The 21,399-nt window shown below is 68.6% G+C and carries 19 protein-coding genes; 11 read left to right on the top strand and 8 right to left on the bottom strand.

Annotated features, from left to right (window positions below; translation table 11 throughout):
* Nucleotides 1–39 precede the first annotated feature (39 nt).
* A complete protein-coding gene (locus KK131_RS10430; RefSeq protein WP_214556568.1) occupies nucleotides 40–1,167 on the bottom strand; it encodes a glycosyltransferase in 1,128 nt (375 codons plus the stop codon).
* A gap of 78 nt (nucleotides 1,168–1,245) precedes the next feature.
* The gene (locus KK131_RS10425) at nucleotides 1,246–1,455 is read right to left on the bottom strand and encodes a zinc-finger domain-containing protein (RefSeq protein WP_214556567.1); all 210 of its coding nucleotides are present in this window, start codon (nucleotides 1,453–1,455) and stop codon (nucleotides 1,246–1,248) included.
* Nucleotides 1,456–1,659: 204 nt separating this feature from the next.
* Between KK131_RS10425 and KK131_RS10420 the strand changes: the two genes are divergently transcribed.
* Nucleotides 1,660–2,925, top strand: a complete 1,266-nt coding sequence (locus tag KK131_RS10420) for a Yip1 family protein (protein ID WP_214556566.1) — start codon at nucleotides 1,660–1,662, stop codon at nucleotides 2,923–2,925.
* Nucleotides 2,926–2,992: 67 nt separating this feature from the next.
* Here KK131_RS10420 and KK131_RS10415 read toward each other — a convergent pair whose 3' ends face one another.
* Together KK131_RS10415 and KK131_RS10410 are read right to left on the bottom strand one after the other, a co-directional pair.
* Nucleotides 2,993–3,586, bottom strand: coding sequence for a YceI family protein (locus tag KK131_RS10415; RefSeq protein WP_214556565.1), 594 nt, complete (start codon nucleotides 3,584–3,586; stop codon nucleotides 2,993–2,995).
* A gap of 52 nt (nucleotides 3,587–3,638) precedes the next feature.
* Nucleotides 3,639–4,232, bottom strand: coding sequence for a malonic semialdehyde reductase (locus KK131_RS10410; protein ID WP_214556564.1), 594 nt, complete (start codon nucleotides 4,230–4,232; stop codon nucleotides 3,639–3,641).
* A gap of 134 nt (nucleotides 4,233–4,366) precedes the next feature.
* Between KK131_RS10410 and KK131_RS10405 the strand changes: the two genes are divergently transcribed.
* On the top strand, nucleotides 4,367–5,353 hold the full coding sequence (locus tag KK131_RS10405) for a mitochondrial fission ELM1 family protein (RefSeq protein WP_214556563.1): 987 nt from the start codon (nucleotides 4,367–4,369) through the stop codon (nucleotides 5,351–5,353).
* A gap of 8 nt (nucleotides 5,354–5,361) precedes the next feature.
* Here the strand turns inward: KK131_RS10405 and glnE are convergent, their stop codons facing one another.
* Nucleotides 5,362–8,217, bottom strand: coding sequence for a bifunctional [glutamate--ammonia ligase]-adenylyl-L-tyrosine phosphorylase/[glutamate--ammonia-ligase] adenylyltransferase (gene glnE, locus KK131_RS10400; protein WP_250887388.1), 2,856 nt, complete (start codon nucleotides 8,215–8,217; stop codon nucleotides 5,362–5,364).
* 174 nt (nucleotides 8,218–8,391) lie between these two features.
* On the opposite strand from glnE, the gene KK131_RS10395 reads away from it, so the two are divergent.
* A complete protein-coding gene (locus KK131_RS10395; RefSeq protein WP_214556561.1) occupies nucleotides 8,392–10,296 on the top strand; it encodes an LTA synthase family protein in 1,905 nt (634 codons plus the stop codon).
* Between the two features lie 174 nt (nucleotides 10,297–10,470).
* Nucleotides 10,471–11,046: a hypothetical protein gene (locus tag KK131_RS10390; RefSeq protein ID WP_250887389.1), complete on the top strand. Its 576-nt coding sequence runs from the start codon at nucleotides 10,471–10,473 to the stop codon at nucleotides 11,044–11,046.
* Nucleotides 11,047–11,143: 97 nt separating this feature from the next.
* On the opposite strand, the gene groL is transcribed toward KK131_RS10390, so the two are convergent.
* Nucleotides 11,144–12,796 (bottom strand): chaperonin GroEL, encoded by a 1,653-nt coding sequence (gene groL / locus KK131_RS10385; protein ID WP_214556560.1) that lies wholly within the window; start codon nucleotides 12,794–12,796, stop codon nucleotides 11,144–11,146.
* Between the two features lie 126 nt (nucleotides 12,797–12,922).
* Complete coding sequence (locus KK131_RS10380) at nucleotides 12,923–13,216, bottom strand: co-chaperone GroES (RefSeq protein ID WP_007514157.1); 294 nt, start codon at nucleotides 13,214–13,216, stop codon at nucleotides 12,923–12,925.
* A 237-nt stretch (nucleotides 13,217–13,453) separates the two neighbouring features.
* On the opposite strand from KK131_RS10380, the gene cutA reads away from it, so the two are divergent.
* A complete protein-coding gene (gene cutA, locus KK131_RS10375) occupies nucleotides 13,454–13,789 on the top strand; it encodes a divalent-cation tolerance protein CutA (protein ID WP_214556559.1) in 336 nt (111 codons plus the stop codon).
* A 21-nt stretch (nucleotides 13,790–13,810) separates the two neighbouring features.
* Here cutA and KK131_RS10370 read toward each other — a convergent pair whose 3' ends face one another.
* A complete protein-coding gene (locus KK131_RS10370) occupies nucleotides 13,811–14,839 on the bottom strand; it encodes a TlpA disulfide reductase family protein (RefSeq protein ID WP_214556558.1) in 1,029 nt (342 codons plus the stop codon).
* Between the two features lie 273 nt (nucleotides 14,840–15,112).
* Here KK131_RS10370 and KK131_RS10365 point away from each other — a divergent pair, with 273 nt between their 5' ends.
* From KK131_RS10365 to prmA, 6 genes are all read left to right on the top strand, one after another.
* Nucleotides 15,113–17,308: a protein-disulfide reductase DsbD gene (locus tag KK131_RS10365; RefSeq protein ID WP_214556557.1), complete on the top strand. Its 2,196-nt coding sequence runs from the start codon at nucleotides 15,113–15,115 to the stop codon at nucleotides 17,306–17,308.
* Entirely contained in the window at nucleotides 17,308–17,847 is a 540-nt protein-coding gene (locus KK131_RS10360) for a TlpA disulfide reductase family protein (protein WP_214556556.1), read from the top strand. The genes KK131_RS10365 and KK131_RS10360 overlap by 1 nt, the downstream gene beginning before the upstream one ends.
* Before the next feature lie 143 nt (nucleotides 17,848–17,990).
* Nucleotides 17,991–18,443, top strand: coding sequence for a type II 3-dehydroquinate dehydratase (aroQ, locus tag KK131_RS10355; protein ID WP_108471692.1), 453 nt, complete (start codon nucleotides 17,991–17,993; stop codon nucleotides 18,441–18,443).
* Between the two features lie 75 nt (nucleotides 18,444–18,518).
* On the top strand, nucleotides 18,519–18,980 hold the full coding sequence (gene accB / locus KK131_RS10350; RefSeq protein WP_214556555.1) for an acetyl-CoA carboxylase biotin carboxyl carrier protein: 462 nt from the start codon (nucleotides 18,519–18,521) through the stop codon (nucleotides 18,978–18,980).
* Between the two features lie 10 nt (nucleotides 18,981–18,990).
* A complete protein-coding gene (accC, locus tag KK131_RS10345) occupies nucleotides 18,991–20,367 on the top strand; it encodes an acetyl-CoA carboxylase biotin carboxylase subunit (RefSeq protein ID WP_214556554.1) in 1,377 nt (458 codons plus the stop codon).
* A gap of 59 nt (nucleotides 20,368–20,426) precedes the next feature.
* Nucleotides 20,427–21,326: a 50S ribosomal protein L11 methyltransferase gene (prmA, locus tag KK131_RS10340; RefSeq protein WP_214556553.1), complete on the top strand. Its 900-nt coding sequence runs from the start codon at nucleotides 20,427–20,429 to the stop codon at nucleotides 21,324–21,326.
* The last annotated feature ends 73 nt before the right edge of the window (nucleotides 21,327–21,399 follow it).

Below are 21,399 nucleotides of genomic sequence, written 5' to 3'. Positions count from 1 at the left end.
CGCATTGTAGGCGAGTGCGCACACCCGCCAAGCGGGATCTCAGCCGGCGGTCACTTCGTCGTACAGCGCCAGCGTGGCCTGCTGCATGTCGACCAGGCGGTAGCTCTGCAGCGGCGAGATCGGCGGCGCCACCCGCAGCAGCTCGGCGGCCCGCTCGACCAGCCGCTCGCGATCGCCCGGCGGCACGCGGCCGGCCGGATACAGCTCGGCCAGCAGCTCGCCGACGCCGCCGTGCGCGTAACCCAGCACCGGCCGGCACAGCGACAGCGCCTCGATCACCGTGCGCCCGAACGACTCGGGCTTGTTCGACAGCTGCAGCACCAGCGCCGAGATCGCGTAGATGTCGCGCACGTCGTGGCGCGGCGGCGCCAGCACCACCTGCGAGGTCACCCCGCGCACGCGGATCAGCTCCCGCAATTCGGCCACGTAGGCCTCGCGGCCGGGTTCGATCACGCCCAGCAGCAGCAGACGCGCCTCGATGCCGCGGCGCTTCAGGTCGGCCAGCAGCTCGATCGCGTCGTGGTGTCCCTTCAGCCGCGTGCCGCGCCCGGGCAGGGTCAGCAGCGGCGCGCCGGCCAGCGCCGGGAATTCGGCGAAGAACGCCTTCTGCCACGCGTCGTCCGGCCGGTGCCCATAGGGAAATGCGACCGGATCGATGCCGCGAGGAATCACCCGCACCTTGCCCGGCTCCAGCCAGCGGTAGTGGCTCAGCACGTAGTCGCGCAGGGTCTGCGAGACCGCCACCACGCGCTCGCCGCGCAGCAGGATCGCGCTGTAGCGGCCCGGCGAGTTGAGCCCGTGCACGGTGGTGACGAAATGCGGCCGCGGCGTCATCCCCTTCAGCGCCCACCAGCCCATCCAGGCCGGCAGCCGTGAACGGGCATGCACGATATCGGGCTTCAGCTCACGCAGCGCCCGGCGCAGCGCGCCAAGCCGGGTCAGCGTGACCAGCGACTTGCGGCCCAGGTCCAGCGTGATGTGCTCGCTGCCCTCGGCCTGCAGCTGTTCGGCCAGCCGCCCGCCGGCCGAAATCACCACCGAGCGGTGCCCGGCCTGCACCAGCGCCCGTGCGATCTCCAGCGCCGAGCGCTCCGCACCGCCGGAATGCAGCGCGGGGATCAGTTGGACCACGGTCAGCAGCTTGACGGGCACGGCAATGCTGGACATGAGCTCGGGGCTGGAGGCTTTCATTCTCTGGAGACATGCAAAAATAGTGCCGCCAGCTGTTCGGGGAAACCCGGACGATCAGTCGCGCAGGACGTAATGCGCGCCACAGTAGGCGCAGGTTGATTCGCCGCCGTCGTCGACGATCGGCAGGTACACCTTCGGGTGCGAATTCCACAGCGCCATGCCGGGCATCGGGCAGGACAGCGGCAGGTCGGCGCGCGTCACTTCGTAACGATTTTCGGCATTTGCCGGCATCAATGACGCCGTCGCGGAAAGGGGGGGTGACATCAGTGGACTCCAGACTGGACATCAGGCCGCAAATGGTAGCAGGCTGCAGCCTTCTGTCGGGGGACAGCGCAGGGGAACTCCAGGAAAAACCACCGCCGCGGCGACCAGCTGTCCCACAGCTGCGGCGGCTGTCATGAAGTGAGCACACCATCCTCGACCCGGTGCCCTGCGCCGGGCCAACTGCAACGGGCTTAGGAGCTGACCATGGATTTCGGAAAGATCATTGAACGCATCAAGGCCATCCTGACCACACCCAGGACCGAATGGCCCGCGGCCGCCGCCGAACCGGCCACCGTGCAAAGCCTGTACGCCGGTTACATCGCGATCGTCGCCGCCCTGCCGATCGTCGCCGGCTTCATCAAGGGCAGCCTGATCGGCAGCAGCGCGTTCGGCATCACCGTGCGCACGCCGATCGGCATGGGCATCGTGGGCATGGTGCTGCACTACGTGCTGGCACTGGTGATCGTCTACGTGGTGGCGCTGATCATCAACGCGCTGGCACCCACCTTCGGCGGCCAGAAAGACATGGTGCAGGCGCTGAAGACCGTGGCCTACGCCTGGACCGCCAGCTGGGTCGCCGGCATCGCGGTGATCGTGCCGTGGCTGGGCTGGCTGATCGCGATCGCCGGCGGCATCTACAGCATCTACCTGCTGTACCTGGGCCTGCCGCACACCATGAAGTGTCCGCCGGAGAAAGCCGGCGGCTACACCGCGGTCAGCGTGATCATCGCGATCGTGCTGAGCTGGATCGTCGGCGCGATCGTCGTCGGCGTAGTCGGCACCGCCGCGATGACGGGTGCGGCGATGGGCGGCATGCACGTCACCGGCAGCAACGGCGAGAGCGTCACCATCGACAGCGACAGCGCGCTCGGCAAGCTGGCCGCGATGGGCCAGCGCGCCGAGCAGGCCAGCAAGGAACTGGACGCCGCGCAGAAACCCGGCGACGGCCAGGCGCAGTCCGCCGCGATGGGCAAGATGATGGGCGCCATGGCCGGCAGCAACGGCAGCGTCGAGGCGCTGGCGCCGGACCAGATCAAGGCGTTCCTGCCCGACAGCCTGGGCGGCCTCAAGCGCAGCAGCCTGTCGGCCGAACGCAACAGTGCGATGGGCATGCAGATATCCCAGGCCACCGCCAACTACGCCGCCGACAACGGCCAGCACGTCACGCTGGAAGTCTCCGACACCGGCGGCGCCAAGGGCTTCATGTCGCTGGCCGCCGCGATGGCGCCGGAGGAAGAAAAGCAGACCGACCATGGCTACGAGAAGACCTACAGCGCCGACGGCAACCTGGTCCACGAGGCATGGGACACGCAGTCGAAGTACGGCGAATACAGCGTGGTGGTCGGCAAGCGTTTCACGGTGAAGGCGAACGGCAACGTGGACAGCATCGACCAGCTGAAGCAGGCGGTCGCCAGCATCGACCTCGGCAAGCTGGAATCGCTGAAGGACGCAGGCGTGAAGGCGAATTGATCCGATTCGTCAACCCACAAAAAAACCGCGCCGATGATGGCGCGGTTTTTTTGTGGGTCACGGAAATTTACTTGGCCGCGATTTTCTTCGGCACCGAAGCCTCGGTGGTGATGCGGATGCTGAGCTCGTCGCTGACGTTCGGCACGTAGGCGCCGACGCCGAAATCCGAACGCTTGATGCTGGCGGTGGCGTCGAAGCCGATCGACGGCGCCTTGGTCATCGGATGCGGGCCGACCTTGTTCAGCGTGGCGTCCAGCACCACCGGCCTGGTCACGCCATGCACGGTGAGGTTGCCGGTGACCTTGAACTTGTTGCCGCCCAGCGGCTGCACTTCGGTGCTCTTGAAGGTCACCACCGGGTACTGGTCGGCATCGAGGAAGTCGGGCTTCTTCAGATGCTCGTCCAGCGCCGGCACGTGCGTGTCGAGGCGGGCCAGCGGCAAGGTCACTTCCACGCTGGAATTGGCCGGATGCTGCTCGTCGAACACCAGGGTGCCTTCGCCCAGGCCGAGGTCGGCGGTGGGATTGGAGTAGCCGAAGTGGTTCCAGCTGAACAACACCATCGTGTGGCCGGGGTCGAGCTTGTAGGTGACCGGGGCGGCCTGGGCCGAGACGGCGGCGCCGAGCAAGCCGGCGAAAGCGAGATACTTCAATGCACGCATGGAAAGGCTCCTGGAAAAAGTGGGGCGGAAAAGTGGGGACGGGAGGTGGACTTCAGGCGATCGTGCAGGCTTCGCCAAACGCGAGGCGGGGGCTGCGCGCGAACAGGTTGCGGCTGGCGTCGCCGTAACCGATGCTGATCAGGAAATTCGACTTGACCGCGGTGCCTGCAAAGAACGCCGCGTCCACGCCGGCATTGTCGAAGCCGGACATCGGGCCGCAGTCCAGTCCGACCGCCCGCGCCGCCAGCAGCAGGTAGGCGCCCTGCAGGGTGGCGTTGCGGAACGCGGTGGTGTCGATCAGCGGCTGGTTGCCGACGAACCAGCTGCGCGCGTCGGTATGCGGGAACAGCCGCGGCAACTGCTCGTAGAACTCGTGGTCGGTGGCGACGATCGCGGTGACCGGCGCTTCCATGGTCTTGGCGCGGTTGCCGTCGGACAGGAACGGTTCCAGCTTCGCCTTCGCCGCCTTCGACTTCACGAACACCACCCGCATCGGGGAGCAGTTCGCGCTGGTCGGCCCGAACTTGGCCAGGTCGTAGAGCTGGTGCAACTGCTCGTCGCTCACTTCTTTCGGCAGCCACGCATTGAACGTGCGGGCGCTGCGGAACAACTGATCCAGACTGGCCTCGGAAAGCAACTCGCTCATCGGTATCCTCCGTGGAAAGACGCGTCGGCAATGACGCCATCCTGCAAGTGTATAGGCGCTCGCACGCGAACAGTCCACCCATTAAGGGAACATACCGTGTTCATTCGAGAAACAATGCCGCGGTGCCTGCGCCCATGCTGAAGCTGCACGGCGAGTGCTGGGTGGTCACCGACAGCGCCGCCGGCAACCAGCGCCAGGCGCTGGCGCTGGCCGAGCACCTGCAAATGCCGCTGCGCCACCTGGTGCTGCAGCCGCGCGCACCGTGGTCGTGGCTGGCGCCACGGCTGGAACTGGGCGGCGGGCTCGCCCTGCCAGCCCGCCAGCGCCGCTTGTTCGCGCCGCCGTGGCCGGCCGTGGCGATCGGCTGCGGACGCGCCGCCGCGCTGTTCACCCGCATGCTGCGCCGGCTGTCCGACAAGCAGTGCTACACCGTGCAGATCCTGGACCCGCGCATCGATCCCGCGCACTGGGACACGGTGATCGCGCCCCGCCACGACCGGCTCGACGGTCCGAACGTGATGCGCCCGCTCGGCTCGCTGAACTCGGTCGACGACGAGTGGCTGGCCGACGGCCGCGACGCCTGCCCCAGCTTCGCCGAATTGCCGCAGCCGCGCGTGGGCGTGCTGCTCGGCGGCCCGCGCCAGGGCATCGCGCTGGACGCGGACTATGCGCGCCAGCTGGCCGCACGCCTGCTCGAACGCCAGCGCCGCGAAGGCGGCAGCCTGCTGGTGCTGGGTTCGCGACGCACCTCGGCGGCACTGATCGAGGTCTTCCGCAAGACGCTGCACGACGTGCCCGGCCTGGTCTGGGCCGGCCCCGACGACGGCCGCAATCCCTATCCCGGCGTGCTCGGCTGGGCCGATCGCCTGGTGGTCACGCCCGACTCGGTGAATATGCTGAGCGAAGCCTGCGCCGCCGGCTGCCCAGTCGAGACCTTCGTCACCGCGCCGCTGCCGGCAAAGATCGCGCGTTTCCATCAGGCGCTGCGCGCGGCCGGGCGGCTGCAGGATCTCGGCAGCCAGGCGCCGGCCTCGGCCAACCCGCTGCGCGAGACCGCCGACATCGCCGCCGAACTGCGCGCACGGATCCAGCGACGGCAGGCACAACAGGCGCTGGACTGAGCTGCTGCTCAGTCGAACGCAAAGCCCAGCGCATCGGTGACCTCGCGCACGCTGCCGCATAGCTGCTCCAGCTCCGCATCGCGCGGCGCGATGCGCGAGCGCAGGTCGAGCGTGCAGGCGAGCGCGCGTTGCAGCAGGTCGGCATGGGCTACGGTGAGGATCGCGGACTGGTCGCTGTCGAGCAGGCCGGCGACGCGGCACGCTTCGATCAGGCCGGCGTTCGCGGTGACGCCGAGCAGGCCCGGCTGCTCGGCCGCATGCGCCAGCACCAGCCCCTGCAGCGCGAATTCGATGTCGAGCAGGCCGCCGTGGCCTTGCTTCAGGTCGAGCTGGCGCTCGTCGGAGCGGTCGCGCTCGGCGCGCCAGCGCGCACGCATGCTGCCGACTTCGGCCAGCACCGTGGCGCGCTCGCGCGGCACGGCCAGGATGTCGCGGCGCACTCCGGCCAACTCGGCGTTGAGCGCCGCGTCGCCGGCCACCGGCCGCGCGCGCAGCAGCGCCTGGTGTTCCCACGTCCACGCGCGGCTCTGCTGGTACGCCACGAACGCGTCGAGGCTGCTGACCAGCAGGCCCTTGGAGCCGTCCGGACGCAGGCGCGTGTCGACTTCGTACAGGCGGCCGCCGCGGGTCAGCACGGTGAGCCAGTTCATCACCCGCTGGGCGAGGCGCTGGTACCAGCGCGAGCCCTCGATCGGCCGTGCGCCGTCGCTCATCGCCTGCGCGCGGCGGCTGTCGTAGACGAAGACGAGGTCGAGATCGGAGGCGAAGCCGAGCTCCTCGCCGCCGAGACTGCCGTAGCCCAGCACGGAAAAACCCGAGCCCGGCTGCATGTCGGTTCCCGGCAGGCGGCCGTGCTGGGCGACCAGCTCGCGCTCGGCCAGCGCCAGCACCGCGCCGATCACCGACTCGGCCAACGCGGCCAGCCGGCGCGCGGTGGCGACCGCGTCGGCGCGGCCGTCGTTGAACGCCAGGCCGAGCCGGAACGCGGTGGACGCCTTGAACTCGTTGATCCGGTCGAGCTCGGCCTCGGCCTCGCGTTCTTCCAGCGTGCCCAGCACGCGCGCGATCTCGGCGGTGATGTCGGCGCGCTTGAACGGCAATTGATCGATGCGCGGGTCGAGCACGTCGTCCAGCAGCAGCGGCTGCGCGATGACGCGCTCGGCCAGGAACGCACTGTCGGCGAACAGCCGCACCAGCCGTCGGCGCGCCGCCGGCTGCTCTTCCAGCAGGGCCAGGTAGGACGAGCGCCGCGCCACCGCCTGCATCAGCCGGCACAGCCGCAGCAGGCTGGCCACCGGCGCGGCGGTGGCGCGGGCGGCGTCGAACAGCTGCGGCATCAGGTGATCGAGGCGTTCGCGCGAGCGCGCCGACATCGCGCGCACCGCCGTGGCCTGCGGCAGTTTCAGCAGGGCATCGGCCAGCTCGTCGCCGGGCGCGAAGCCGGAGGCTTCCAGCGTGGCGGCGTCCAGCGATTCGTCGCAGGCGCGCTGCCACAGCACCCGGTCGGCGGCCGGCACGCGGGCGGCGCGACCGCCCTGCGGCATCAGCACGGCGGCGAATTCCTCGCTGACGATGGCGCGCTGCTTCGCCAGCGCCGCATGCAGGCTGTCCCAGTCGGGATAGTCGAGGCTGAGCGCGATGCGCTCGCGGCTCAGCGCGTCGGCGGGGATGTCGTGGGTCTGCGCGTCGCGCAGCATCTGCACCCGGTTCTCGACCCGGCGCAACAGCGCATACGCCTCGCGCAGCATGCGCGCGCGCGCCGCGTTGATGTGGCCGCGCGCCTCGCACGCGGTCAGCGCGCCCAGCAGGCCGCGCACGCGCAGGGACGGTTCGCGGCCGCCGCGGATCAGCTGGGTCAGCTGCACGATGAACTCGATCTCGCGAATGCCGCCGGGGCCGAGCTTGAGGTTGTCGGCGAGATCCTTGCGCGCCACTTCCGCGTCGATCAGCGCCTTCATCTCGCGCAGCCCGGCGAACGCGGTGTAGTCGAGGTACTTGCGGTAGACGAACGGGCGCAGCAGCTCCTGCAGCTGCTTGCCGGCAGCCCGGTCGCCGGCGACCGGGCGCGCCTTGATCCACGCGTAGCGTTCCCAGTCGCGGCCCTCGCTCTGGTAGTACTGCTCCATCGCGGCGAACGACAGCGCCAGCCGGCCGGCGTTGCCGAACGGGCGCAGGCGCAGGTCGACCCGCGCGCAGATGCCGTCCATGGTCGGCTCGTTCAGCAGGCGCACCAGCTGGCGGCCGAGCCGGATGAAGTATTCGCTGTTGTCGAGCGGGCGCGCGCCGTCGGTCTGGCCGGCGTTCGGGTACGCCAGCACCAGGTCGATGTCGGAGGAGAAGTTCAGCTCGCTGCCGCCGAGCTTGCCGAAGCCGATCACCAGCAGCCGCTGCAGGGCGCCGTCGTGGTCGCGGCTGTGGCCGTAGCGCACGGCCAGCGCGCGCTCGGACCAGTCCAGCGCCACGCCGAGCAATGCCTCGTACAGCACGCTGGTGGCGGACAGCGTTTCCGGCAGCTCGTCCAGCCCGTTGACGTCGCGAAACACCAGCCGCAACGCCTCGGCGTGGCGGAAGCGGCGCAGCGCGACCATGCAGGCGGTCTCGTCCCCGGGCAGTCTCAAGGCGTCGATGCGTGCGCTGGCGTCGCTGCCGGAGCGCAATCGCTCCAGTCCGGCCGGCGCCAGCAGCTGCGGCTGGCGGCACCACACGTCGAACGCGAAGTCGCTGGCCAGCAGGGTGCGGCGGATCCGCTCGGCCACGCCGGCGTCGTCGTGAAGCGGCACGCCGGCGGCGCGGCAACGGGCAGCCAGGTCGCCGTAGCGGTCGTCGATCAGCGCTCGCAGCGCGGCGGATTCCGGATGGGTCATCCGGTCATTGTGCCGCATGCCGGGCGGTTGCCGGCACCCGGCCGGGCGGACCGTGACGGCAGCTTGAACAAGCCGTGGCCAAGCTCGAAACTCGCCGGCCACACCCTACCCATTGTTCATCTGGATGCCATTACATTGGCGTGTCCAGACCATGACAGCAACCGCAGGACTGCCATGCCCCCGAATTTCGCCAACCCGCCCGCACGCTGGCGCGCCATCGTCCCGCGCGCCGCGCTGCTGCTGTTGCTGGCGCTGGCCTTCGTGCTGCTCACCGGACTGGTGGACGGCGGCGTCGGGGTGACTCCGCTGCGCCTGTTCGACCAGGCGCGCTACCCGCTGGCCAATGCGTGGCCGGGCCTGCTGCTGGCCGGCATCCTGCTGGCGATCAGCCGGCGCGCGTTGCTGTCGTTCGCGCTGGCGTTCCTGCTGCAGGGGTTGTTGTACGCGGTCAACCTGCTGAAGGTGGCGAACCTCGGCACGCCGCTGCTGCCGGACGATTTCCGTATCGTCGGCCAGTTGCACAAGGGCGGCATGCACCTGCTGTCCGGCTACCTGCCGCACAGTCCGTGGCCGTACCTGGGCCTGCTCGCCGCGGTGGCCCTGATCGCCGCGGCATGGCGACTGGAGCCGCCGTTGTTCCCGCGCCGCACGCGCGGCGCGCGCCTGCTCGGCGGCGGCGTGCTGGCGCTGGCGCTGGCCAGCATGCTGGTCGGCCTGCCCGCCTGGGCGAAAATCTACAACGGGAAGACGCTGTGGCTGGAACCGTGGTCGGCGATCTCCACCACCACCCACTCCGGCCTGGTCAGTTCGCTGATGCTGTTCCACCTCGAATACTCCAAGGGCGACCGCAAGCCGGATCGCGCCGCGGCCACCAGGCTGATCGAGCAGTCCACGCCGGCCCTGCTGCAATTCATGCAGACACCGACGGCCGGCGGCGAACTGCCCGACATCGTGGTGGTGCAGAGCGAGTCGTTCTTCGACCCGACCATCATGCGCGGCTACGAGCACAGCAACTTCGCGCCGAACCTGCGCCGGCTCGCCGCACATGGCACCAGCGGCAAGCTGCACGTGCCCACCTTCGGCGGCGGCACCATCCGCACCGAGTTCGAGGTGCTTACCGGGCTGTCCCTGCGCTACTTCGACAACCTGCAGTTTCCCTATCTGCAGATGAGCCACAAGGCGCTGCCGGGGCTGGTGCGCACGCTCAACCGGCACGGCTACACCACGCTGGCGCTGCACGGCAACGACCCGGCGTTCTGGAACCGAACCACCGCGTTCAAGGCGATCGGCTTCGACCGCTTCGTCTCGCAGTCGTCGTTCCCGCCCGCGTCGCCGAACGACGGCAAGTACATGGCCGACAGCGCGATGACCGACGAGATCATGACGCTGCTGAAGAACGACGGCCCGCCGCAGTTCATCTTCGCGATCAGCATCGAGGCGCACGGCCCGTACGACGTCGAGCCTGCCCGCGTCGCCGAACGCGACGCGATCCCGGTGCCCGACGGCATCAGCGGCCGCGACAAGCTGGAACTGCAGACCTACCTCTACCACCTCAAGCACGCCGACGCCGAGCTCGGCCGGCTGGTGAAGCTGCTGGCCCAGCGCCAGCGGCCCAGCGTGGTGCTGTTCTATGGCGACCACCTGCCGGCGCTGAGCAACAGCTACCAGATCACCGGCTTCGTCGACGGCGGCGACATGCTGAGCCAGGCCGGCGTATGGCTGCTGGTCGATCCGAAGCACCCGGGCAAGCGCAGCAAGGCCGATACCGCCTCCTGGCTGCTGCCCGGCAAGCTGCTGGCGCACATCGGCATCCACGACGATCCGTACTTCGCGCTGACCGAACTGGTCGGCCCGCAACTGGCCGCGCTCACCGAGGCACCCGGCGCGCCGCCGCTGGCCGAGGGCGACGACCAGCAGCAACTCGACAAGGCCATGGCCAGCATCGACCAGTTGCGCATGAGCAACAAGCTGGACAGCCTGCTGCCACAGCCGGCGACGCCTGCGCTCACGCCCGCACCCGGCAAGATCGCCCACAACGACGTGCCGCCAGCGCCATTGCCGGCATCCGCCGCACGATGATGCGCACGATTCGAACCCTCGCTCCGGGCTCGCCGTTCAGCGAGCTGTCCGGCGACTGAAGACCGCGGCACGATGTTCACACGACAGTGGGGCAGCGCCGTCTAGCGTCGACGCGTCCGTGAGGCGCGTGCAGTGTGCCTTGCGGCGGCATTCCCCCATTTGGAGGTCAATCTCATGCGCAAGACCATACTTTCCGCCCTCGTGATCGGTGCCAGCGTATTCACCGTGTCCGCCTTCGCCCAGGCCAACCTCGGCGGTGCCGCCCGGGTCGGTGCCGGCGCCCACGTCGGCGCAGCCGCACCGAGCGCCATGCACACCGTTGGTCAAACCACCGCGCAGACGGAGCAGACCCTGCACCGCACCGATTCCCACGTGAAGCACCGGACCCGCAAGGCCGCCGACAAGACCCGCTCGACCGTCAACGACCACGCCGATGCCAACGCCAACGCCAACGCCAACGCCAACGCGAATGCCAATGGCACGATCGGGGCAGGCGCCGGCGACTCGCATGCCGGCGCCAACGCCAACGTCGATACCGGTGCCGGTCTCGACACCGCCGCCACCGCGGGCAAGGCCGGCGACATGGGCCAGGGTGTGGGCGGCGACGTGCGCGACGCCGCGCATTCGGCGATCCAGTCCACCGACCGCTCGGCCGGCTCGGTCGGCGACGCGGTGCAGCAGACCGCCACCGGGCAGTCGGTCGGTGCCGGCGTGAAGGCGGACGCCAGCGCGCACGCGCACGGGCACTGAACCACGTCACCGGCCCGGCGAATACCGCCGGGCCGGTGCCAAAAAAGAAAACCCCGCCGTAGCGGGGTTTTCTTTTGTCGTGCCTTGGGCGTGGAACTTAGAAGTCCATGCCGCCCATGCCACCCATGCCGCCGCCCATGCCACCGCCGCCATGGCTGTGGCCTTCGTCCTTCTTCGGCAGTTCGGCAATGATCGCCTCCGTGGTGATCGCCAGACCGGCGACCGACGAGGCGTGCTGCAACGCGGTGCGGGTCACCTTGGTCGGATCCAGGATGCCCATCGCCACCATGTCACCGAACTCGCCGGTGGCGGCGTTGTAGCCGAAGTTGCCCTTGCCTTCCTTGACCTTGTTGAGGATCACGGACGGCTCTTCGCCGGCGTTGGAAACGATCGCGCGCAGCGGCGCTTCCAGCGCACGGCGGGTGATCGCGATGCCCAGGTCCTGGTCGGTGTTGTCGCCCTTCAGGCCTTCGACCGCCTTCAGCGCGCGGATCAGCGCGACGCCGCCGCCCGGGACCACGCCTTCTTCGACGGCTGCACGGGTAGCGTGCAGGGCGTCTTCGACGCGGGCCTTCTTTTCCTTCATCTCGATCTCGGTGCCGGCACCGACCTTGATCACCGCAACGCCGCCGGCCAGCTTGGCCACGCGCTCCTGCAGCTTCTCCTTGTCGTAGTCCGACGAGGTCTCCTCGATCTGTGCCTTGACCTGCGCGATGCGCGACTGGATCTTCTCCGCCTCACCGGCACCGTCGATGATCGTGGTGTTTTCCTTGGTGATGACGACGCGCTTGGCGCGACCCAGATCGGCGATCGTGGTCTTCTCCAGCGACAGGCCGACTTCCTCGGAAACGACCTGGCCGTTGGTGAGGATCGCGATGTCTTCCAGGATCGCCTTGCGACGGTCGCCGAAGCCCGGCGCCTTGACGGCGGCGACCTTGACGATGCCGCGGATGGTGTTGACCACCAGGGTGGCCAGCGCTTCGCCCTCGACTTCCTCGGCCACGATCAGCAGCGGCTTGCCCGCCTTGGCGACGGCTTCCAGCACCGGCAGCAGTTCGCGCACGTTCGACACTTTCTTGTCGTGGATCAGGATGTACGGGTCGTCCAGCTCGACCTGCTGGCTCTGCTGGTTGTTGATGAAGTAGGGCGACAGGTAGCCGCGATCGAACTGCATGCCCTCGACCACGTCCAGCTCGTTCTCCAGGCCCGAACCTTCCTCGACCGTGATCACGCCTTCCTTGCCGACTTTCTTCATCGCGGTGGCGATGATGTCGCCGATGTTGGCGTCGGCGTTGGCCGAGATCGTGCCGACCTGCGCGATTTCCTTGTCGTTCGCGGTGGGGTTGGACATCTTCTTCAGCTCGCCGACGGCGGCCGTGACGGCCTTGTCGATGCCGCGCTTCAGGTCCATCGGGTTGATGCCGGCGGCAACAGCCTTGAGGCCTTCCTGGATGAATGCCTGCGCCAGCACCGTGGCCGTGGTGGTGCCGTCACCCGCGACGTCGGAGGTCTTGGAAGCGGCTTCCTTGACGATCTGCGCACCGAGGTTCTCGTACTTGTCGGCCAGCTCGATCTCCTTCGCGACGGACACGCCGTCCTTGGTGATCGTGGGCGCGCCGAAGCTCTTCTCGAGCACGACGTTGCGGCCCTTCGGGCCGAGGGTGACCTTGACCGCATTGGCCAGGGTATTCACGCCCTTGAGCATGCGGGCACGGGCGTCTTCGCCGAAACGTACTTCTTTGGCTGCCATAATTTTTTTGCCTCAAAAAAATTGAACAAGAATGGGAAAATTTCGCGAGGTGCTACCAGAAGGAGCCAAAGGCGACTGGGTGCGCGGTTTTGATCTCGCGCTCAACCAACCAAAGCCCCCAACCCATCAGCCTTCGATCACGGCCACGATGTCGTCTTCCTTGAGGAAGACCAGCTCTTCGCCGTCGATCTTGATTTCCTGGCCGGCGTACTTGCCGAACAGCACCACGTCGCCGGCCTTCAGCGACATCGGGCGCACCTTGCCGTCGCTCATGATCAGGCCGGTGCCGGCGGCGACGACCTTGCCGCGGGTCGGCTTTTCGGTGGCGCTGTCGGGAATGACGATGCCGCCGGCGGAAACGCGCTCTTCTTCGAGACGCTTGACGATGACGCGATCGTGCAACGGACGCAGTGTGCTCATGGACGACTCCAGCTGACTAGATGGTTGATGGACAAGGCTTTCAAGACCCGGGACCGCGATCTTGTTAGCACTCAGAGTGAATGAGTGCCAATTTTACGGGTATGCGACCCCGCTGCAAGAGATCTTCAAAACGGGGGATGCAACAGCTAATTGGGCAACCAAGGCTGCGTTTCAAGGGCACGCCGCGAAATCGCCCGCGGGCAGGCGCCGCCGGCGCGAGCCGGGTACGCTTTGGCCATGACTGCGACCGATCCCGCCACCGTCCTGCTCTGCTATTGCAGCTGCCCGGACGCCGCCAGCGCCCAGGCCATCGCCGAGGCGCTGGTCGGCGAGCGGCTGGCCGCCTGCGTCAACTGCCTGCCCGCCGTTCGTTCCACCTACCGCTGGCAGGGCGCCGTGACCCGCGACAGCGAGGAACTGCTGCTGATCAAGACCACCGCCGCCCGCTTCGACGCGCTGAAAGCCCGCCTGCTCGAATTGCACCCGTACGAGCTGCCCGAACTGATCGCGGTGCCGGCGCGGCACGGCCACGAAGCCTATCTGGACTGGGTCCGCGCCAACGTCGACGGCTGAGTCGCAGGCACGCCTGCATCGTCAACGCGAAGCGCTTCCCAGGGCCTGCAGCTGCGCAGCGAGGCCGGCATCCGCGCCTTCGGTGCGGCGCACCACGCGCCCATCCGCGTCCGCCACCAGCACGGTCGGCACGCGCATCACGCCGAAGCGGCGGAACAGGGCGCCGGAGGCATCCAGGGCGAGCGGCATGCCGACGCGGTGCTCGTCGCGCCAGTGAACCAGGTCGTCGCGATTGGCCCACAGGCCCGAGCTGATGCCGATCCAGTGGGCCGACCCGCGCGCCGACAAGGCGGTCATCTGTTCGCGTACCTCACGGCAGCGGACGGAAAGGGCTGGCCGGCTGTCGGCCAGATACGACTCGCACCACGGCGAGAGGAACACCAGCACGGTCGGGCGCCTGTCGACGGCATCGGTCACCCGGAACGTGGCGCCGTCCAGAGTGGGCAGCTCCAGCGCCGGCAGACGGCCGCCCACGGCGACGGGTGACGGTGGCGGTGGCGCCTTCGCGCCCGCGACCACCGGCCGGACGGGCGCCTTGCGCGCCGCCGACAGGGCCGCGTCGAGTCTCGCGTCGGCCATATGTCCCACGTAGGCGATGCGCCCGTCACGGCCGATCACCACGTGCTGCGGCGTCACCCGCAGGTTGAAAGCCGCGCCCAGCGTGCCGTCCGCATCGAACACGATCGGCATCTTCAGTCCCACCTCGCGACGGTACTTGCGTACCGCGTCTACGCTGTCGTCGAAGCCGACGTCGACCGCGATCACCGCCAGATCCGGGCCGGCCCGTTCGAACACGCGCTCCAGATGCGGCATCTGTTCGCGACAAGGCACGCACCAGGTGGCCCAGAATTTCAGATAGACGGCTTTGCGGCCATACAGTCCCGCCAGGTCGATGACCTCGCCGTCGATCGTCTTCAGCACCAGCTGCGGCGCGGGCGAACCCACCAGGCCGCGACCGGCCGCTTCCGCCCGCTGCTGGCCGGTTTCGGCCCACGATGGCGCGCATACCCACGACAACAGCAACAGCAGCAATACGACGAAACGACGCATGACGTTCTCCGCAGGTGAGGATCCCGCATGCTCGCGGTTTCGCGGTCGCGCCAGAAGAACCACTTCGCGGCAAAACGGGGGAGCCACGGATCTACCGGAAAGTGGACCAACGGAACTGCCCGAATGTGGCCCTCATGGCGTGCCACGGCAACTCCTACCCTGTTTGGGGTGCCGGGCGAAGGCACAAGGCCGCAGCCGGCGAACCCGCCCTCACCCGCTGGGTCATAATGTCCACCTGCCTGTCCCCACAGGCCCCAAGTTGCTGGAGTCGTGATGCGACCGTTGTCTTTCGGCCGACTGGCCACCCGCCTGCCCGTGCTCGCCTTCCTGTTGCCGATCCTGCTGTCCGCCGCGCTGCCGGCGCCGGCACAGGACACCGCCGACCTGCTGCCGGTGACCGAGGCGTACAAGCTGAGCGCCGACACCGCCACGCCGGGCATGCTGAAGCTGCACTGGACGATCGCGCCGGACTACTACCTCTACCGCGGCCGCATGAAGTTCAAGGGCGGCGACGGCGTCACCCTGGGCGAGGCGCAGTTGCCCGACGGCGAGAAGCATCACGACGAATACCTCGGCGACGTGGAGACCTACCACCACGGCGTCGACGCCAGCATCCCGTATACCGTCGCCGCCGGCACCACGCGGCTGCAGCTGAGCGTGCAGTACCAGGGCTGCCACGAGGTCGACCCGAAGATCTGCTACCCGCCGCATACCGAGAAGCTGGACCTGCCGCTGCCGGCCAATGCCGGCGTCGCGGCGACGCCAACGGCCGGCAACGCGCTGGGCGCGGCGCTGAACCGGCTCGGCAGCAATACGGGCGCCGCCGCGACCGGCGCGCCGCTGCCGGCCGAACAGGCATTCCGCTTCGAGGCGCTGGCACAGGGTCCGCAGCAGTTGCTGCTGCGCTGGACGATGCCGAAGGGTTACTACCTGTACCGCGACCAGACCACGCTGAAGCTCAAGGATGCCGCTGGCCTCACGCTGAAACCCGCCTGGCCGGCCGGCACCGCGCACCACGACGCACACTACGGCGACGTCACCGTGTACTTCGACCAGGTCGAGCTGCCGGTGACGGTGGAAGGCGACCTGGCCGGCCGCAAGCGGCTCGCGCTGCAGGCGAGCTTCCAGGGCTGCCAGGACGGCGGCCTGTGCTATCCGCTGATGACGCGCGCGGTGGACATCGACCTGGACAGCGGCGCCGTGGCGTCCGGTGCCGTGGCACCGGAACTGCCGCCGGCCGATCTCGCCGGCGGTCCGCTGCAGGTCAGCCTGATCGCCGCGCTGCTGCTGGCGCTGGGCGGAGGCCTGGTGCTGAACCTGATGCCGTGCGTGCTGCCGGTGCTGTCGATCAAGGCGGTCAGCGTGCTGGAGAGCGGCGAGAGCCGCGCCACGGCGCGTCGGCATGCCTTGTTCTATGCCGCCGGCGTGCTGGTCAGTTTTGCTGCGCTGGGTTTGGGCATTCTTGCCTTGCGCTCGGCCGGTCACGCGTTGGGCTGGGGCACCCAATTGCAGCAGCCGCTGCTGGTCGGTGCGCTGGCCTGCGTGATGCTGGCGGTCGGCCTGTCGATGTCCGGCGTGGTGCAGTTCGGCGCCTCGCTGGGCAATACCGGCGCCGGCCTCGCCGCCCGTTCCGGTCCGGCCGGCGACTTTTTCACCGGCGTGCTGGCGGTGGTGGTGGCCAGCCCGTGCACGGCGCCGTTCATGGGCAGCGCGCTGGCGTATGCGTTCGCCGCGCCGATGCTGTCCGCGCTGCTGGTGTTCCTGGCGCTGGGCGTCGGCCTCGCGCTACCGTTTCTGCTGATCGGTTTCGTGCCGGCGCTGGCGCGCCTGCTGCCGAAGCCGGGCCGCTGGATGGAAACGCTGAAGCAGGTGCTGGCGTTCCCGATGTACCTCACCGCGGCGTGGCTGGTGTGGGTGCTGGCGAACCAGCGCGGCGCCGACGCGGTCGGCCTGGTGCTGGTGGCGATGGTGCTGCTGGCGATGACGCTGTGGTGGTTCGAGCGCAGCCGCTCGCGCGGCGCGTCCAGCAAGATCGCGGTAACGGTGCTGGCGCTCGCCACCCTGGTGCCGATGTACCTGCTCGCCCACGTGCCGCCGCCGTCGAGCACGGCCGCGGCCGAGGAGGGCGTGGTTGCCTACAGCCCGGAAAAACTCGCCGAACTGCGCGCGGCCGGCACGCCCGTTTTTGTCGACATGACCGCGGACTGGTGCGTCACCTGCAAGGCGAACGAGCATGCGGTGCTGGACACGCAGGCGTTCCGCGACCTGCTGCAGCGCACCGGCGCGGTCTACATGAAGGGCGACTGGACCGACGTCAACCCGGCCATCAGCGCGTTCCTGCAGCAATACCATTCGCCCGGCGTGCCGCTGTACGTGGTGTTCCCGAGGAACGGCGGCTCCGGCAAACAGCTGTCCACCGTACTGACCCGCTCGATCGTCGAGCAGGCGCTGACGGAAGCGGCGCGCTGATGCTGAGCCGCAGCAACTGGCTGATCCTCGGCCTGGCGGTGCTCGCTGCGGCGCTCGGCGGCTATGCGCAGCATCGCAGCCGGCCACCGGCACCTGCGGAATCGCCCTTGGTAGGCCAGCCCCTGCCGGCAATCAGCCTGCACGACCTCGACGGCAAGCCGCACCTGTTGAGCGACTACCGTGGCCGCCGGGTGCTGCTGAATTTCTGGGCCAGCTGGTGCGTACCCTGCCTGGCCGAGATGCCGGTACTGGCCTTGGCGCAGGAAAAGTTCGGCGAACATGTGCCGATCGTGGTCGGTATTGCGATGGACGAGCCCGCTCACGTTCGGGCATTTTTGGCCGCACATCCGGTGAATTACCCGATCTTGATCGGCCGGATGAGCCCGCCAAGCACCTCGTTGCAACTGGGCAATATCCATCAGGTTCTCCCCTATAGCGTGCTGATCAGTGCCGATGGGCGCATTTTGGCGACACATGCCGGTCCGCTGTCTGCGGCGCAGCTGGAACAGTGGCTGGCGCCGGGGCACGAACAGCGCTAAGCCAGCGTCGACATACGCTTACGCACGGGAACCCGGCGCTTCTCCGGCAAACATCGCCGATCTGCAGCGAACTGGACAAGATTCCCGACTGCGCGCACACTGCGCCGGGTTCCGGGGCCTCCGGACGCTGGCTGGACGGTTTCGTGGCGAAGATCCTGGTCCTGCATGGACCCAACCTCAACCTGCTGGGTGCGCGCGAGCCGCAGATCTACGGCCGCGAGACGCTGGCCGACATCAACCGGCAGCTGGCCGAGCGGGCGCAGGCGGCCGGGCACGAGCTGGTCTGGTTCCAGTCCAACGCCGAGCACGAGCTGGTCGGGCGCATCCACCAGGGCCGCGACGACCGCACCGCGATGATTTTGTGCAACGCCGGCGCGTTCACCCACACCAGCATCGCGCTGCGCGACGCGTTCGCCGCAACGGCGATCCCGTTCATCGAGGTGCACCTGTCGAACGTGTTCGCCCGCGAGTCGTTCCGCCATCACTCCTACCTGTCCGACATCGCGCTCGGCGTGATCTGCGGCTTCGGCGGCGACAGTTACCGGCTCGCGTTGGATGCGGCGCTGCAACGGTTGCAGGCAAGCGCCGCACCCTGACACGGCCGGCCGCGCGGCCACCCCATTCACCCCCGGCCACCCAAGCGGTGGCATGACTGACCAAAGGCTGATCCGATGGATTTGCGCAAAATCAAGAAGCTGATCGACTTGCTCGAGGAATCCAACCTCGCCGAACTGGAGATCAAGGAGGGCGAGGAAGTCGTCCGCCTGTCGCGCGTGCCGAAGAACGCCGCGCCGGTGGCCGCCGCACCGGCCGCACCGATCGCCGTGGCCGCCGCACCGGTCGCTGCCGCGCCTGCGGCCGCCGCCGTCGAGGCGCCTGTCGCGAATGCCCTTCCGGCAGGCCACGTGGTGAAGGCGCCGATGGTCGGCACCTTCTACGCCTCGGCCACCCCCGGCACGCCCGCCTTCGTCAAGGTCGGCCAGCAGGTCAAGGCCGGCGAGACGCTGGGCATCATCGAGGCGATGAAGATGTTCAACCAGATCGAGGCCGACGTGGCCGGCACCGTGCAGGCGATCCTGGTCGAGAACGGCCAGCCGGTGGAATTCGACGAACCCATGTTCGTGATTGCCTGAGGCCGCCCGGATGCTCGAGAAGGTCGTCATCGCCAACCGCGGCGAAATCGCGCTGCGTGTATTGCGCGCCTGCCATAGCCTTGGCATCAAGACCGTGGCGGTGCACTCCACCGTGGACCGCAACCTGAAGCACGTCGGCCTTGCCGACGAGTCGATCTGCATCGGCCCCGGGCCGTCGGTCGACAGCTATCTCAACATCCCGCGCATCATCGCGGCGGCGGAGATCACCGACGCCCAGGCGATCCACCCCGGCTACGGCTTCCTGTCCGAACGCGCCGACTTCGCCGAGCAGGTGGAGCAGTCCGGCTTCGTCTTCATCGGCCCCACCGCCGACGTGATCCGCCTGATGGGCGACAAGGTCGAGGCGATCCGCGCGATGAAGGCGGCCGGCGTGCCGTGCGTGCCCGGTTCCGGCGGCCCGCTGGGCGAGGACGTCGACACCAATATCAAGATCGCCCGAGAGATCGGCTACCCGGTGATCATCAAGGCCGCCGGCGGCGGCGGCGGCCGCGGCATGCGCGTGGTGCGCACCGAGGCGCACCTGGGCAACGCGATCACCATGACCAAGGCCGAAGCCAAGGCCGCGTTCGGCAACGAACAGGTGTACATGGAGAAGTTCCTGGAGAATCCGCGCCACGTGGAAATCCAGGTGCTCGCCGATGGCCAGGGCAACGCGATCCACCTGGGCGAACGCGACTGCTCGATGCAGCGCCGCCACCAGAAAGTGGTCGAGGAAGCGCCGGCGCCGGGCATCACGCCGGAGCAGCGCGCGGCGATCGGCAAGGTCTGCGTCGACGCCTGCCTGCGCATCAACTACCGCGGCGCCGGCACGTTCGAGTTCCTGTACGAGAACGGCCGCTTCTACTTCATCGAGATGAACACCCGCATCCAGGTCGAGCATCCGGTGACCGAGTGGATCACCGGTGTCGACCTGGTGCGCGAGCAGCTGCTGATCGCCGGCGGCGAGAAGCTCACGCTCAGGCAGGAGGACATCGTCGTGCAAGGCCACGCGATCGAGTGCCGCATCAACGCCGAGGATCCGGACACCTTCATGCCCAGCCCCGGCACGGTCAAGCGCTTCGAGGCGCCCGGCGGCCCCGGCGTGCGCGTGGACACGCACCTGTACGACGGCTACCGCATCCCGCCGAACTACGATTCGATGATCGGCAAGCTGATCGTGCACGGCCCCGACCGCGACACCGCGATCGCGCGCATGCGCCTGGCCCTGGCCGAGACGGTGATCGAGGGCGTCAAGTGCAACATCCCGCTGCAGCAGCGGATCATGGCCGATGCCGGTTTCCAGCATGGCGGCCAGAACATCCACTACCTCGAGAAGCGGATGGCCGAGCAGAAGGAAAAGAATGCGGCGACGGGCGGAGAGCAGTGAGAGGCACGTAAGCGCGCCACCACCCGCCCTTCTCACTCCTCATCATTCGTTCCTCGCCCATGCCATTCCTTGAACTCTCCCTGATCGTCCGCACCGAGCAGCAGCCTGGCGCGGAGGAAGCGCTGGACGATCTCGGCGCGCTGTCTATCACCCTGCAGGACGCCGATGCGGAGACGCCGGACGAGCAGGCGATCTTCGAGCCGGGCGTCGGCGAACTGCCGTTGTGGCCGACGATCACCCTGCATGCGCTGTTCGACGAGCACGCCGACCGGCGCGGCCTCAGCGCCGCGCTGGGCGAGCTACTGCCATGGCTGGAACCCGACCAGCTGAGCTTCGCCGAGGTCGCCGACCAGGACTGGGAGCGCGCATGGATGGACCAGTTCAAGCCGATGCCGTTCGGCCGCCGGCTGTGGATCTATCCGTGGAACATCGAGCCGCCGGCCGGCGATGAGCTCGTCGTGGTGCGCCTCGATCCCGGCCTCGCCTTCGGCAGCGGCACCCACCCGACCACCGCGCTGTGCCTGGAATGGCTGGACGGCCTCGACCTCGCCGGCAAGACCGTCACCGACTACGGCTGCGGCTCCGGCATCCTGGCGATCGCCGCGCTGAAGCTCGGCGCGGCCAGCGCCATCGGCGTCGACAACGACCCGCAGGCGCTCACCGCCTCGGCCGACAACGCCGAACGCAACGACGTGGCCGGCCGGCTTGCGCTGTTCCTGCCCGAAGACGTGGTTGCCGAAGCGGCGGACGTATTCATCGCCAACATCCTCGCCGGCCCGCTCGGCGAGCTGGCGCCCACCTTCGCCGCCGCGGCGAAACCCGGCGCGCCGTTCGCGATCTCCGGCATCCTCGCCGGCCAGCAGGATGAGCTGCTGCAGCGCTACGCCGAATGGTTCGACGAGTTGCGCGTGGACAGCCGCGAGGACTGGGTGCGCATCAGCGGCCGTCGCCGCAGCTGAGGTCACCGGATCATCGGCTTGCCCGCGCGATCACCCTGCTAAGCTTGCCGGACACCGGTTCAAAGCGGCCTGC

The sequence above is a fragment of the Rhodanobacter sp. LX-99 genome, from assembly GCF_018599185.1.
Lineage (GTDB): Bacteria > Pseudomonadota > Gammaproteobacteria > Xanthomonadales > Rhodanobacteraceae > Rhodanobacter.
Note: the sequence above shows the minus strand (reverse complement) of the source record. Positions and strands in the feature narration are given on the sequence as shown.

Coding starts and splice junctions, on each gene's coding strand:
- accB (WP_214556555.1), top strand. CDS start 18,519: ATGGATTTGCGCAAAATCAAGAAGCTGATCGACTTGCTCGAGGAATCC.
- KK131_RS10410 (WP_214556564.1), bottom strand. CDS start 4,232: ATGAGCGAGTTGCTTTCCGAGGCCAGTCTGGATCAGTTGTTCCGCAGC.
- glnE (WP_250887388.1), bottom strand. CDS start 8,217: ATGACCCATCCGGAATCCGCCGCGCTGCGAGCGCTGATCGACGACCGC.
- KK131_RS10425 (WP_214556567.1), bottom strand. CDS start 1,455: ATGTCACCCCCCCTTTCCGCGACGGCGTCATTGATGCCGGCAAATGCC.
- KK131_RS10430 (WP_214556568.1), bottom strand. CDS start 1,167: ATGTCCAGCATTGCCGTGCCCGTCAAGCTGCTGACCGTGGTCCAACTG.
- accC (WP_214556554.1), top strand. CDS start 18,991: ATGCTCGAGAAGGTCGTCATCGCCAACCGCGGCGAAATCGCGCTGCGT.
- prmA (WP_214556553.1), top strand. CDS start 20,427: ATGCCATTCCTTGAACTCTCCCTGATCGTCCGCACCGAGCAGCAGCCT.
- KK131_RS10365 (WP_214556557.1), top strand. CDS start 15,113: ATGCGACCGTTGTCTTTCGGCCGACTGGCCACCCGCCTGCCCGTGCTC.
- KK131_RS10380 (WP_007514157.1), bottom strand. CDS start 13,216: ATGAGCACACTGCGTCCGTTGCACGATCGCGTCATCGTCAAGCGTCTC.
- KK131_RS10395 (WP_214556561.1), top strand. CDS start 8,392: ATGCCCCCGAATTTCGCCAACCCGCCCGCACGCTGGCGCGCCATCGTC.
- KK131_RS10360 (WP_214556556.1), top strand. CDS start 17,308: ATGCTGAGCCGCAGCAACTGGCTGATCCTCGGCCTGGCGGTGCTCGCT.
- cutA (WP_214556559.1), top strand. CDS start 13,454: ATGACTGCGACCGATCCCGCCACCGTCCTGCTCTGCTATTGCAGCTGC.
- KK131_RS10420 (WP_214556566.1), top strand. CDS start 1,660: ATGGATTTCGGAAAGATCATTGAACGCATCAAGGCCATCCTGACCACA.
- KK131_RS10370 (WP_214556558.1), bottom strand. CDS start 14,839: ATGCGTCGTTTCGTCGTATTGCTGCTGTTGCTGTTGTCGTGGGTATGC.
- KK131_RS10390 (WP_250887389.1), top strand. CDS start 10,471: ATGCGCAAGACCATACTTTCCGCCCTCGTGATCGGTGCCAGCGTATTC.
- KK131_RS10415 (WP_214556565.1), bottom strand. CDS start 3,586: ATGCGTGCATTGAAGTATCTCGCTTTCGCCGGCTTGCTCGGCGCCGCC.
- KK131_RS10405 (WP_214556563.1), top strand. CDS start 4,367: ATGCTGAAGCTGCACGGCGAGTGCTGGGTGGTCACCGACAGCGCCGCC.
- groL (WP_214556560.1), bottom strand. CDS start 12,796: ATGGCAGCCAAAGAAGTACGTTTCGGCGAAGACGCCCGTGCCCGCATG.